Source organism: Pseudomonas sp. MCal1, from assembly GCF_026341415.1.
Classification (GTDB): Bacteria; Pseudomonadota; Gammaproteobacteria; order Pseudomonadales; family Pseudomonadaceae; genus Aquipseudomonas.
In genome coordinates this window covers 40,069-52,590 of sequence record NZ_JAKUMP010000024.1, presented here as the reverse complement: position 1 = coordinate 52,590, position 12,522 = coordinate 40,069, and the positions used below count along the sequence as shown (strand labels likewise).

Here is a 12,522-nt window from a genome sequence, read left to right as displayed (position 1 = left end):
GAAATACAAAACACCCGATGCGGTGCATCGGGCGTTTTGAGGCTGAAACAGGTGTAAACCTATTTCAGGACTAGACATTCCAGAAATGGGACGCGGAGCGTCCCGGGCGGCATTCCCAAGCAGAGCGTGGGAACGATCAAAGCAAAAGCAGTCCGCCAGCCGCAACACCCGAAAAACCGATATTCACAAAAAACACTCAAAGCATGGTCGGCCAAAAGGCCGCCAGGAAGACAAAAAAAAGGGCAACCGAAGTTGCCCAAAATGCCTTGCGTGCTCATCAAATCCAGAAGAATCAACGCTTCTTGCGCTTGTTCGCATCCTTCCAGATAAAAAATCCAAACCCTGCAAAAAACAGAACCATCAGGCCCACAGTCAGGACCCCGGCAAACACCACGTTATCGAAAAACATGACTGGCCTCCTGGCCCCTGCTCTGCTGCGATGGAACCAAGTTAACCAATCAGGCAGGCGCAGGAATTGACCGGGATCAATGCCGGTCACCGCACGGAGGAAAGGAAGGGAAATAACTGACCTGCATCAAAGGATGCAGGGGAGATCAACGCTTTTTCGGTTTGTTTTTTGGCTTTTTTTTCGGCTTGCCCAACGGCATGGCCTGCTCGAAAGCCTGGCGTACCTCATTCAGGCGCTTCTCGTTGAGGTCATGGATACGCTTGGCGCGTTCAGTGTTGAGGTCGATCAGCTTGTCGTCTTGGCTCATGGCGTTCGGTGCATCGCTTGGACTGAATCACAACTGCCGGTTCACCGACAGGACTGCGCCAATAATGCGGCCTGACGCAGGCGCTGACCAGCCACTGACCTAAACGCTGTACAACAATTCATGTACCGCCCACCGGATTTGCCCGCACAATCGGCGCTTTGCCGTTAATACGAAGGATCTGCGCCGTGCCCCTGCATCAGGATCTGCCCCCGCTGATGGCCTTGCGCGCTTTTGAAGCCGTGGCCCGTCATTTGAGTTTCATCAAGGCTGCCGATGAGCTGTCGGTGACCCAAAGCGCGATCAGCCATCAGGTGCACAAACTCGAAGAATTCCTCGATCAGCGATTGTTCGTGCGCCGCACCCGGGCGATCGATCTGACACCTGCCGGCGAACAGTATTACCGGCAAATCCAACCGGCCCTGGCCGCGATTGCCGCCGCCACCCACGAACTGCGCGGCGAGCGCCCCACCACTCTGCGCATCGGTCTGCTCGCTTCCTTCGCCACTTTATGGCTGGCACCACGTCTGGCGGACTTCCACGCGAAATACCCGAACATCCATGTCGAGCTGCTGCCCGCCGTGCAACTGGCCGACGTCGACGCCGGCGAGGTGGATCTGGCGATCCGCTATGGCAAGGGCGGCTGGGCGAGAGTCGAGGCCCGCCGGTTCATGGGCGAAACCCTGACACCGGTGTGCAGCCCGGCCTTCAAGGCCAAAGGCGTGAACAACGGGCCCTTGCTGATGGCCAAATCGCACCAGCCGTTCGAATGGATCGACTGGCAGCAACACAGCGGCATCGATCTGGCTCATGTGCCCAGCGTCATGCTCCACGACTACAACATCGTCGTCGAAGCGGCCGTGGCCGGTCAGGGCATTGCCATGGGTCGCCAGCGAATGATCGAACGACGAATCAAGGAAGGCGCCCTGGTGCCGGCCTTCGACACGCCGCCGATGCTCGGCGATATCGGCTATTGGCTGGTCACCCCGCAACGCCCGCCCACACCGGCGGCGCAAAGCTTCTGCCAGTGGCTGGAGGAAACCGCGAACGCGTGAATTTTTTGGATACGTCGGATTAAATCTATCCGTTTGTCGCCCTTCCCCCGGGACAACATGCTGAAGCCTTCACTCAGGAGGACTTCCCATGACCGATTCCCTCAGCCAACGCGTTCAACAACTCGGCCTGCGCCTGCCCGAACCGAGCCAGCCGATCGCCAATTACGTCAACCACGTGGTCAGCCAGAACAATTTGTTCATCTCCGGACAGATTCCGTTGCTCGACGGCAAACCTGCGTTCATCGGGCGACTGGGCGAAGCGATCTCCGAGGAAGAAGGTGCCAACGCCGCCGAATTGGCGGCCCTGGGGCTGCTCGCCCAATTGAGCCATTCGCTGGGTGACGACCTGTCGAAACTGGTGCGCATCCTGCGCCTCGGGGTTTTCGTCGCCGCCGCACCGGACTTCAAGGCTCAGGGCGTCGTTGCCAACGGCGCCTCGAATCTGCTGGTCAACGCTCTCGGCGACAAGGGCCGTCACGTGCGCACCGCAGTCGGCGTGTCGAGCCTGCCGGCCGGCGTGGCGGTGGAAATCGACGCGATTTTCGAGATCAAGCCGTGAACATCGACGACCTCACGCACCTGCGCGCCGCCACACCCGGCTGCGCCCAGGTGATCCACTTCAACCACGCCGGCGCCTCGCTGCCAAGCCAGGCTACCCTCGACGCAGTGATCGAACAGTTGCAACGCGAAGCGCTCGGCGGGCCAATGGAATCGGCAGACAACCGGGTACAGGAACGCGCGCGCAACGCGGCCGCCGCCCTGCTCAACGCCGAACCCGAGGACATCGCCTTCGCCAGCAGCGGCTCGGCAGCCTGGAGTCAGGCGTTCAACGCACTGGGGCCGTGGCAGCCCGGGGAGCGAATTCTGGTGGGCCGCCATGAATGGGCCGGCAATCTGGCAAGCATGGCCGAAGCGGTGAAGGCCGGCGCGCGGCTTGAAGTGATTCTTTGTGACGCCCATGGTGCGGTCGACCCGCAAGCTCTGGCGCAGATGATCGACGGCCAGGTACGGCTGATCGCACTCACCTGGCTGCCGGCCAACGGCGGCCTGATCAATCCCGCCGCGCAAATCGGCCGCGTGGCGCGGCGCCACGGCATCCCTTATTTCATCGACGCCGGTCAGGCGCTGGGGCAGTTGCCCTGTGACGTTCAGGCTTTGCAGTGCGACATGCTCAAGGGTGCCGGACGCAAGTTTCTGCGCGGCCCGCGCGGCACGGCGCTGATGTACATCCGGCCGGCATTTTTGCAACGGCTGCTCCCCGTGCAACGCGATGTATTGTCGGCGCCGTGGGACGGCAGACGATTCACCCTGCGCGACGACGCGCGCCGCTTTGAAACCAGTGAAGTATCGCTGGCCCTGCTGGCCGGGCTGGCCAATGCGCTGGAAGAGTACAACCGCCTCGGCGCAATCCCGGTTCGCCAGCGGATCGAACAACTGAGCAGCGAATTGCGCCAACGCCTGAAGGCGATTCCCGGCCTGACGCTGCGGGATCTCGGAGCGACCCACCAACAATCCGGGTTGATCGCCTTCACGCTGGAAGGCTGGGACAGCGTGGCGCTGAAGCAGACATTGGCCGAACGGCGAATCAACATCGGCGCCAATGGCGTGGCCTACACGCCGCTGGACATGCAGGCGCGCGGGCTGACAAATATCGCGCGGGTGGCGGTGAGCTATTTGAACACGCAGGAAGAGATCGACGTGTTGCTGGAAAACCTGACGGAATTGGCCGCCCGGCCTCAGATTTCGATGTCGACCCAAAGCCCCTGACGCGGCTGATCTTCCATCAGCGGTGCCACCGGCACGGTGTTGTCGGCATTCAGTTCGGTACCGGGCACGGCGAGATGCGCTTCGGGGTCATCGTCGGCTTCGCGGCGCCGGCGATCGCGCTCCTGCTGGCGGCGCTGCTCTTCGCGCAGCAGATAGCCGTCCTCTTCCGGATCGCGCTTTTGCAAGTCGATGGTGCTTTCGTTGGAGCTTTCCTGCACCGGCACCACAGGGGGAATATCCGGTCGCTGGCGGATCGGATCCTGCTGGGAAGTGATCGGCACGGCGCTCAGGGGGAGCATCGGTGGCAGCATATGAAGGGTCTCCTGTCAGCAGGTTATCGGCGGCGCCCAGGGTGCCTTGAGCCATCGGTCGCAAACTTGTGACCGGTTTGGCACTCAGGGGTGCCGCAACATCCCGTAAAACCGATGCATGACCTAATCTTCCCTGCAATTGGCCGATTGCGTTTAAAAGCCGGGCCGAGGCTCCTTATCCTTTGGCCTCGGGCCCTCATTCCGTTAAGATAGCCCGCTTTTTCAAGGTGGGAGTCAGGCAGCATGGCGCAGCAGTATCAACCGGGGCAACGCTGGATCAGTGACAGCGAAGCAGAGCTTGGTTTAGGCACCGTTCTGGCACAGGACGGCCGCTTGTTGACCGTGCTTTACCCGGCCACTGGCGAGACTCGCCAGTACGCGCTACGGAATGCGCCCCTCACCCGCGTGCGGTTCTCGCCCGGCGATTCGATCACGCACTTCGAAGGCTGGAAGATGACTGTCCAGCAAGTCGACGACGTCGACGGACTGATGGTCTACCACGGCCTCAACGCGCAGAACGAAGCGGTCACCCTGCCGGAAACCCAGCTGTCGAACTTCATTCAGTTCCGTCTGGCCAGCGACCGCCTGTTCGCCGGCCAGATCGACCCGCTGGCGTGGTTCTCCCTGCGCTATCACACCCTGGAACACACCAGCCGCCAGTTGCAGTCTGCGCTCTGGGGCCTGGGTGGCGTGCGTGCACAACCGATCGCCCACCAGTTGCACATTGCCCGTGAAGTCGCCGACCGCATTGCGCCGCGTGTATTGCTGGCGGACGAAGTGGGTCTGGGCAAGACCATCGAAGCCGGTCTGGTGATCCATCGCCAGTTGCTGTCGGGCCGCGCCAACCGCGTGCTGATCCTCGTTCCGGAAAACCTCCAGCACCAATGGCTGGTGGAAATGCGCCGCCGTTTCAACCTGCAGGTCGCGCTGTTCGACGAAGAGCGCTTTATCGAAAGCGATGCCACCAACCCGTTCGAAGACACCCAACTGGCGCTGGTGGCGCTGGAGTGGCTGGTCGACGATGAAAAGGCGCAGGACGCCCTGTTCGCTGCCGGCTGGGACCTGATGGTTGTCGACGAAGCCCACCATCTGGTGTGGCATGAAGACAAAGTCAGCCCGGAATACTCGCTGGTCGAACAACTGGCCGAAGTCATTCCCGGCGTGCTGCTGCTCACCGCGACGCCGGAACAACTCGGTCAGGACAGCCACTTCGCCCGTCTGCGCCTGCTCGATCCGAACCGTTTCCATGACCTGGCCGCCTTCCGCGCCGAGAGCGAAAACTATCGCCCGGTGGCCGAAGCCGTTCAGGAGCTGCTGGACAAGGGGCGCCTGTCGCCGGCCGCGCACAAGACCATCCACGGTTTCCTCGGCAACGAAGGTGAAGCCCTGCTCACCGCCGTCAACGATGGCGACAGCGAAGCCAGCGCCCGACTCGTGCGTGAACTGCTCGACCGCCACGGCACCGGCCGCGTGCTGTTCCGTAACACCCGCGCCGCCGTGCAGGGTTTCCCGGAGCGCAAACTGCACCCGTACCCGCTGCCGTGCCCGGACGAATACCTGGAACTGCCGCTGGGCGAACACGCCGAGCTGTACCCGGAAGTCAGTTTCCAGGCCCAGCCGGACGCCAGCGAAGAAGAACGCTGGTGGAAATTCGACCCGCGCGTCGAGTGGCTGATTGACCAGCTGAAAATGCTCAAGCGCACCAAAGTGCTGGTGATCTGCGCCCACGCCGAAACCGCGATGGACCTGGAAGACGCCCTGCGCGTGCGCTCCGGCATCCCGGCCACGGTGTTCCACGAAGGCATGAACATCCTCGAGCGTGACCGCGCCGCCGCCTACTTCGCCGACGAAGAGTTCGGCGCGCAGGTGCTGATCTGCTCGGAAATCGGCAGCGAAGGTCGCAACTTCCAGTTCGCCCACCATCTGGTGCTGTTCGATCTGCCGTCGCACCCGGACCTGCTGGAGCAGCGGATCGGTCGTCTGGACCGGATCGGCCAGAAGCACATCATCGAACTGCACGTGCCTTACCTGGAAACCAGCCCGCAAGAGCGCCTGTTCCAGTGGTACCACGAAGCGTTGAACGCGTTCCTCAACACCTGCCCGACCGGCAACGCCTTGCAGCATCAGTTCGGCCCGCGCCTGCTGCCGCTGCTCGAAGAAGCCGACGATGGCCAGTGGCAAGCGCTGATCGACGAAGCGCGTACCGAGCGCGAGCGGCTGGAAGCCGAGCTGCACACCGGTCGCGACCGCCTGCTGGAACTCAACTCCGGCGGCGCCGGCGAAGGTGAAGCGCTGGTCGAGGCCATCCTCGAACAGGACGATCAGTTCGCCCTGCCGATCTACATGGAAACCCTGTTCGACGCCTTCGGTATCGACAGCGAAGACCATTCGGAAAACGCTCTGATCCTCAAGCCGAGCGAGAAGATGCTCGACGCCAGCTTCCCGCTGGGCGACGACGAAGGCGTGACCATCACCTACGACCGCAACCAGGCGCTGTCGCGCGAAGACATGCAGTTCATCACCTGGGAACATCCGATGGTACAGGGCGGCATGGATCTGGTGCTGTCCGGTTCGATGGGCAACACCGCCGTCGCGCTGATCAAGAACAAGGCGCTCAAACCAGGCACCGTACTGCTGGAACTGCTCTACGTCAGCGAAGTGGTTGCCCCGCGCTCGCTGCAACTGGGTCGCTACCTGCCGCCGGCCGCCCTGCGCTGCCTGCTCGACGCCAACGGCAACGACCTGTCGTCGCGTGTGGCCTTCGAAACCCTGAACGATCAACTGGAAAGCGTGCCGCGCGCCAGCGCGAACAAGTTCATCCAGGCCCAGCGCGACCAGCTGACGCCACGGATCAACGCCGGTGAAAGCAAGGTCGCCCCACGCCACGCCGAGCGCGTCGCCGAAGCCCGCCGTCGTCTGGCAGCCGACACCGACGAAGAACTGGCGCGCCTGACCGCGTTGCAAGCAGTCAACCCGACCGTGCGCGACAGCGAACTGGACGCCCTGCGCAAGCAGCGTGAACAAGGTCTGGCGATGCTCGACAAAGCGGCGCTGCGACTGGAAGCGATCCGGGTGCTGGTAGCGGGCTGAACCGCCCTGCTCCATCGCCAAAAATGAAAAGGCCCGCAGTGATGCGGGCCTTTTTTGTACACCGCAGATCGTTCCCACGCTCCGCGCGGGAATGCCTCAAGGGACGCTCCGCGTTCCAGCTCTCGAATGGGACGCAGAGCGTCCCGGGCTGCATTCCAACGCAGAGCGTGGGAACGATCAGGCGATGCAGGTCATCAAGCGGTAACGGCCTGACTCTGCGGCTCAACCACTGCCACCAGCCCTTCCTTCATCCGCTTCGCATCCCGCACAAAACACCGCGACGCGAGGAACAGGAACACCATGGTCAGGAACAGCGCCGCCGGAATCAGGTACATCGCATCATGCAGGCCGACAGCCTTGAACGCTTCGGTCATCTGCTCGGCACCCGCCGAGACCATTGCCGACTTGGCGAAGTGATCCGACAAACCACCCACCACCACCGGCCCCAGGCCGCCGCCGAGCAGATACAACCCGGCGAAGAACAGCGCCATCGCCGTAGCCCGCAGGCGTGGCTCGACCACGTCCTGAATCGCCGTATAGACGCAGGTATAGAAGTTGTAGGCGAACAGCCAGCCAACGCTGAACACCGCGACAAACACCCCGATCTCGATACGCCCGGCATGCAGCGCCCACGCCGTGCAAAGGGTCGAGATGATCAGGCTGAACGCGGCAAACAGCAGTCGCCCGTTGGCCACCCGCTGGTGAATCTTGTCGGCGATCCAGCCGCCGAGGGTCAACCCGACAAGCCCGGTCACACCGACGATCACGCCGGTCGCCACCGCCGCTTCCTGCAACGGCATCAGGAAATAACGCTGGAGCATCGGCACCAGGAACGAGTTGCAGGCGTAGGTCGCGAAGTTGAAGCACAGCCCGGCCATCACCAGCCACAGGAAGGTCGGCACGGCGAGAACGCGGCGGATCGGCTTGTCGACTTTCTCCTGGGACACCTGCACGGTTTCCGCCGCGCCGCGCTTGGGTTCCTTGATGAAGAACATGAACACCGCCAGCACCAACCCTGGCACGGCGGCAATAAAGAACGGCGCGCGCCAGCTGTCGAACGCCTTGACCATCCAGCCGATGGTGAAGAAAGCCAGCAGCAGCCCCAGCGGCAGGCCGAGCATGAAAATGCCCATGGCCCGAGCGCGGCGATGGGCCGGGAACAGGTCGCCGATCAGTGAGTTGGCGGCGGGTGCGTAACTCGCTTCCCCGATGCCGATCCCCATGCGCACCAGCAGGAAACTCCAGAAACTGCCGACCAGACCGTTAACGGCAGTCAGCGCGCTCCAGGTCGCCAGGCCCCAGCCCATCAGTTTGCTGCGCGAACCGGTGTCGGCCAGGCGCCCCAGTGGTAATCCGGCAATCGCGTAGACCAGCGTGAACGCGGTGCCGACGATCCCGAGCTGGAAGTCGCTGAGGTGCCATTCCATGCGGATCGGTTCGATGATGATCGCCGGAATGGTGCGGTCGAAGAAATTGAACAGGTTGGCGAGGAACAGCAGGAACAGAATGCGCCAGGCATTCGCCGCTTGGGTCGAGTTCTGCATGGGTCCGTCTCTTTATTGTTATTGGGGCTTCACTGCCAACGCATCCGAGCCCGGAACCTGCAATCTAGTCACGCTCGTCGGGGCTGTCTGTCATCATTCGTCAGCCTGATGACAAGCCATGGCCGTGTAACGAAACGTAAGCCCTTGAAATGCTTCGAATCCCCCTGAAACCGGGGGTTTTGCGGAAAAATCCGGCAATGAAAAAATACTTTCGCGCCCCCCTTCCCAACGCCGTGGCAAAGCCTAGAATGGCCGCCGGATCCGTCCGGATCCTGCCAATCAATCCCTTTGATACCCCCGCCCATGTCCGAAGCCAGTCCGTGTCTGAATTGCGGTGCCTGCTGTTCCCATTTTCGTGTTTCTTTTTTCTGGGGTGAATGCGCGTCCTCCGGCGGGACAGTCCCCGATGAACTGGTCACTCAGATCACGCCCAGCCGGGTCGCGATGATCGGCACCGACCGCAAGGCGCCGCGCTGCACCGCGCTGGAAGGCGAAGTCGGAAAGTCAGTGGCCTGCACGATCTACGACAAGCGTTCCAGCCCCTGCCGCGAGTTCGAAGCATCGTGGGAAAACGGCGCGCAGAACATCGACTGTGACAAGGCACGTGCCCGTTTCGGCCTGCCGCCACTGCAACCGCACTGGAACGAAGTCGCCTGAACTCCGGCATCCGGGCACTTAGCGCCAATCGCTATGACGCTAATGCCGAAATCATTAGCGCCAATGTGCCACTATCGCTTGCACGGCAAAAACCGCCTCTATACTCCAGACATTCGCCTGCGTTGATGACGCAGTAAGGACGTATTCAGAGACGGGGCATGCTATGGAATGGCTTGGTTTGCAATTTGTTGCCGAGCAGCCGGAGAGCGGGCAGGTCATCCTCAATTGCACACACAATCCCCTGTTGGTGCTGGTGGCCTACCTGGTCGCCTGCGCCGCGAGTTTCGCCACCCTCGACATGGCCGAACGGGTCGCCCACGCTGAAGAACCCGGTTCGCAGCGACTGTGGCGCTGGATCGGCGCAACCTGCCTGGCCGGCGGCATCTGGGCCATGCATTTCATCAGCATGCTGGCGTTCCAGGCGCCGATCGACATTCAGTACGATCTGCCCGTGACCCTGTTTTCGCTGTTAATTGCGTTACTCGCATCCTGGCTGGCGATGCACACCCTGAGCACGCCCCAACCAAGCCTGCTGGAATACCTCAAGACCGCCATCGTCATCGGCCTGGGCATCGCCGGCATGCACTACGTCGGCATGACGGCCATCGAATCCGCCGCCACGACTTACTACCAACCCACTCTGTTCATCTCATCGATCGTGATCGCCATCGGCGCCAGCTTCGCCGCGCTGTGGGTGGCCGGTCATTTGCGCGAAGGCAACGGCCTGCACATCCAGATGCTCAAATACGTGGCGGCGTTGATTCTCGGTGCGGGCATCCTCAGCATGCACTTCACCGGCATGGCCGCACTGCAACTGGTGCTGCCCGAGGGGCAATTGCCGACTCAGACGTCGCAAACCAGTCACTTGCAGTTGGGCCTCACCGTCGCGTTGATCACATTGCTGATCCTCGGCAGCGCCATCAGCGCCGCATTGGCCGACAAGAAGCTGCAGAACAAGGAACACGACCTGCGCCGGGTCAACGCCCTCCTCAGCCAGCTCGATCAGGCACGCATGTCGCTGCAGCACGTGGCCAACTACGACGCCCTGACCAACCTGATCAACCGGCGCGGTTTCAATCAGATCTTCGCGGAAAAGCTCAGCCAGAAATCCAGCGAAGGCGGCATGCTGGCCGTGATGTTTCTCGACATCGACCACTTCAAACGCATCAACGACAGCCTCGGCCATGACGCCGGCGATCAACTGCTCAAGGTTATCGCCCAGCACATCAAGGGCTCGGTCCGTAGCCATGAAGACGTGGTGGCGCGGTTTGGCGGCGACGAGTTCTGCATCCTGATCGGCCTGCGCGACCGCGAAGAAGCGCGCAATCTGGCCCAGCGCATCATGCTCAAGATGAAAGAGCCGATCGAGCTGGCCGGACGGCGCATGGTGATGACGACCAGCATCGGCATCAGCCTGTTTCCCGAAGACGGCACGACCTGCGATGAACTGCTCAAGCACGCAGATCTTGCGCTGTACCAGTCCAAGGGCGCCGGGCGCAACGGCGTGCACTTCTTCGATTCCAACCTGAAAAACCGCGCCAGCCTCGAGTTGCAACTGGAGGAAGAACTGCGCCATGCGCTGCGTGAAGAAAACGGCCTGCTGCTGTATTACCAGCCGATCTTCGAACTCAAGACCGGCAAGGTCACCAAGCTCGAAGCGCTGATCCGCTGGCAGCATCCGGTGCACGGCCTGCTCACCCCGGATCGCTTCATTGCCATCGCCGAAAACAACGGCCTGATCGCCGAGCTCGACAACTGGGTCCTGCGCAAGGCCTGTGAAGACCTCGGCGAGTTGTCGCGCCATGGTTGCGAAGACTTGAAGATCGCCTGGAACTGCTCACCGCTGAATCTGGCCCGGGAAGAACTGGCCAATGAAATCGAGCATGCCTTGCGCAGCGCCGGCGTCGCCCCGGAACGGCTGGAACTGGAAGTCACCGAAAACGCCTTGATGGGCAACATCGCCAACACCCTGGTGCTGTTGCGGCAGATCCGCGCCCTCGGCGTGTCACTGTCGATCGACGACTTCGGCACCGGCTATTCGTCGCTGGCCTACCTCAAGCGCCTGCCGCTCAACACCTTGAAGGTTGATCGCTCGTTCATCCTCGACATTCCCAAGGCCACCGCCGACATGGAGATCGTCCAGGCGATCATCGTCATGGCGCACACCCTGCATTTACAGGTGGTCACCGAAGGCGTCGAGAGCCTGGAGCAATACGAGTTCCTCGAGCGCTCGGGCTGCGACTTCATTCAGGGTTACCTGCTCAGTCGCCCGGTTCCGCTGGCCGAACTGCGCCCGGTGCTGGAGGAAATCAACCAGCGCAAACACGCGCACACGGTCAATCCGCTGAGTCTGGCGCGCGGTACATTTGCACCAGTGTCGCTGGATCCTTCTGCAAAAAGCCTTGTGCCCCATGCAGGCGCATCAGTTGTGCGGCCAATCCGCTGATCGGCGTGGCCGAGCCGGTTTCCCGGGAAAACTTCACTGCGGTATCCAGATCCTTGAGCAGCGTGCGCACGTGCCACTTCACCGGCTCGAAACGGCTTTCGGCCATTTGCGGGGCGAGGATCTGCAGCGGCTTCGAATCGGCGAAACCACCGGCCAGCGCCTCGGCAATCAGGCTGGCGTCGACCCCGGACTGCTCGGCCAGCGCGACCACTTCGGCGATCACCAAGGCATTGCAGGCGACGATCATCTGATTGCAGGCCTTGGTCACCTGGCCGGTGCCGACGCCGCCCATGTGCGTGACGCGCTGCCCGAGTTCGAGCAACACCGGGCGTACCCGATCAAGGTCCGCGGCATCACCGCCGACCATGATCGCCAGACTGCCGGCCTCGGCCCCGACCACTCCGCCGGACACCGGCGAATCGAGCCAGGCCATGCCCGTCTTGCCGGCAAGCTCAGCCGCCATTTCTCGGGTGGCCGTCGGTTCGAGGCTGGAAAAGTCCACCAGCAACTGACCGGGTTTCGCCCCTTCGGCCACGCCGGCCGGGCTGAACACCACCTCGCGCACCACCGCCGTGTCCGCCAGGCACAACATCACCACATCAGCCTGTTCACAGAGTTCGGCGGGGGTCGCCACCTGCCGGGCGCCGGCCTCGACCAGCGGCGCGCACTTGGCCGGGTTGCGGTTCCACACGGTCAACGGATAACCGGCGGCCAGCAGACGGCGGCACATCGGCAGGCCCATCAGGCCGATTCCGGCAAACCCCAACGAAGGTCGCGTTGACATCATTTAGCCTCCTTTTGATTAAAGATCGCCGAATAATGGCCGATCCATCATCAATCAGGAAAGGATTCCCCCGCGCGGCACTCAGGCCATCACCCTGACGCACGGGCCAAACACGCGCAGAAAAAAGACGCGAGATTCCCATTCCGTGAGGCTCG

The 12,522-nt window shown here is 62.2% G+C and carries 11 protein-coding genes; 6 read left to right on the top strand and 5 right to left on the bottom strand.

Annotated elements, in window-relative coordinates:
• Nucleotides 1-292: 292 nt before the first annotated feature.
• Both ccoM and MKZ87_RS28245 read right to left on the bottom strand, forming a co-directional pair.
• Complete coding sequence (gene ccoM / locus MKZ87_RS28960; RefSeq protein WP_305880187.1) at nt 293-409, bottom strand: cytochrome c oxidase subunit CcoM; 117 nt, start codon at nt 407-409, stop codon at nt 293-295.
• 145 nt (nt 410-554) lie between these two features.
• Complete coding sequence (locus MKZ87_RS28245) at nt 555-716, bottom strand: hypothetical protein (protein WP_170929710.1); 162 nt, start codon at nt 714-716, stop codon at nt 555-557.
• A gap of 185 nt (nt 717-901) precedes the next feature.
• Between MKZ87_RS28245 and MKZ87_RS28240 the strand changes: the two genes are divergently transcribed.
• The 3 genes from MKZ87_RS28240 to MKZ87_RS28230 all read left to right on the top strand — a co-directional run bounded on the left by MKZ87_RS28240 (nt 902) and on the right by MKZ87_RS28230 (nt 3,535).
• The gene (locus MKZ87_RS28240; protein ID WP_085702654.1) at nt 902-1,768 is read left to right on the top strand and encodes a LysR substrate-binding domain-containing protein; all 867 of its coding nucleotides are present in this window, start codon (nt 902-904) and stop codon (nt 1,766-1,768) included.
• Nucleotides 1,769-1,856: 88 nt separating this feature from the next.
• Nucleotides 1,857-2,327: a RidA family protein gene (locus tag MKZ87_RS28235; RefSeq protein WP_266202206.1), complete on the top strand. Its 471-nt coding sequence runs from the start codon at nt 1,857-1,859 to the stop codon at nt 2,325-2,327.
• A complete protein-coding gene (locus MKZ87_RS28230; RefSeq protein WP_266202204.1) occupies nt 2,324-3,535 on the top strand; it encodes an aminotransferase class V-fold PLP-dependent enzyme in 1,212 nt (403 codons plus the stop codon). The genes MKZ87_RS28235 and MKZ87_RS28230 overlap by 4 nt, the downstream gene beginning before the upstream one ends.
• Here MKZ87_RS28230 and MKZ87_RS28225 read toward each other — a convergent pair.
• Nucleotides 3,505-3,846: a hypothetical protein gene (locus MKZ87_RS28225; protein ID WP_007959194.1), complete on the bottom strand. Its 342-nt coding sequence runs from the start codon at nt 3,844-3,846 to the stop codon at nt 3,505-3,507. The two genes, MKZ87_RS28230 and MKZ87_RS28225, sit on opposite strands and share 31 nt — an antisense overlap.
• Nucleotides 3,847-4,089: 243 nt before the next feature.
• On the opposite strand from MKZ87_RS28225, the gene rapA reads away from it, so the two are divergent.
• A complete protein-coding gene (gene rapA / locus MKZ87_RS28220; RefSeq protein WP_085697444.1) occupies nt 4,090-6,936 on the top strand; it encodes an RNA polymerase-associated protein RapA in 2,847 nt (948 codons plus the stop codon).
• Between the two features lie 194 nt (nt 6,937-7,130).
• Here the strand turns inward: rapA and MKZ87_RS28215 are convergent, their stop codons facing one another.
• Nucleotides 7,131-8,480, bottom strand: coding sequence for a spinster family MFS transporter (locus MKZ87_RS28215; RefSeq protein ID WP_085697443.1), 1,350 nt, complete (start codon nt 8,478-8,480; stop codon nt 7,131-7,133).
• Between the two features lie 303 nt (nt 8,481-8,783).
• Between MKZ87_RS28215 and MKZ87_RS28210 the strand changes: the two genes are divergently transcribed.
• Nucleotides 8,784-9,137 carry a YkgJ family cysteine cluster protein gene (locus tag MKZ87_RS28210; RefSeq protein ID WP_085697442.1) on the top strand — a complete coding sequence of 118 codons (354 nt, stop codon included), beginning with the start codon at nt 8,784-8,786 and terminating at the stop codon, nt 9,135-9,137.
• A 163-nt stretch (nt 9,138-9,300) separates the two neighbouring features.
• Nucleotides 9,301-11,583 (top strand): putative bifunctional diguanylate cyclase/phosphodiesterase, encoded by a 2,283-nt coding sequence (locus tag MKZ87_RS28205; RefSeq protein WP_266202202.1) that lies wholly within the window; start codon nt 9,301-9,303, stop codon nt 11,581-11,583.
• On the opposite strand, the gene MKZ87_RS28200 is transcribed toward MKZ87_RS28205, so the two are convergent.
• Entirely contained in the window at nt 11,474-12,370 is an 897-nt protein-coding gene (locus MKZ87_RS28200; protein ID WP_266202201.1) for an NAD(P)-dependent oxidoreductase, read from the bottom strand. The two genes, MKZ87_RS28205 and MKZ87_RS28200, sit on opposite strands and share 110 nt — an antisense overlap.
• Between the last annotated feature and the right edge of the window lie 152 nt (nt 12,371-12,522).

Bases quoted from the DNA above. Each gene is read 5' to 3' on its own strand.
- MKZ87_RS28200 (WP_266202201.1), bottom strand. From the start codon at position 12,370: ATGATGTCAACGCGACCTTCGTTGGGGTTTGCCGGAATCGGCCTGATG.
- rapA (WP_085697444.1), top strand. From the start codon at position 4,090: ATGGCGCAGCAGTATCAACCGGGGCAACGCTGGATCAGTGACAGCGAA.
- ccoM (WP_305880187.1), bottom strand. From the start codon at position 409: ATGTTTTTCGATAACGTGGTGTTTGCCGGGGTCCTGACTGTGGGCCTG.
- MKZ87_RS28225 (WP_007959194.1), bottom strand. From the start codon at position 3,846: ATGCTGCCACCGATGCTCCCCCTGAGCGCCGTGCCGATCACTTCCCAG.
- MKZ87_RS28210 (WP_085697442.1), top strand. From the start codon at position 8,784: ATGTCCGAAGCCAGTCCGTGTCTGAATTGCGGTGCCTGCTGTTCCCAT.
- MKZ87_RS28235 (WP_266202206.1), top strand. From the start codon at position 1,857: ATGACCGATTCCCTCAGCCAACGCGTTCAACAACTCGGCCTGCGCCTG.
- MKZ87_RS28205 (WP_266202202.1), top strand. From the start codon at position 9,301: ATGGAATGGCTTGGTTTGCAATTTGTTGCCGAGCAGCCGGAGAGCGGG.
- MKZ87_RS28215 (WP_085697443.1), bottom strand. From the start codon at position 8,480: ATGCAGAACTCGACCCAAGCGGCGAATGCCTGGCGCATTCTGTTCCTG.
- MKZ87_RS28245 (WP_170929710.1), bottom strand. From the start codon at position 716: ATGAGCCAAGACGACAAGCTGATCGACCTCAACACTGAACGCGCCAAG.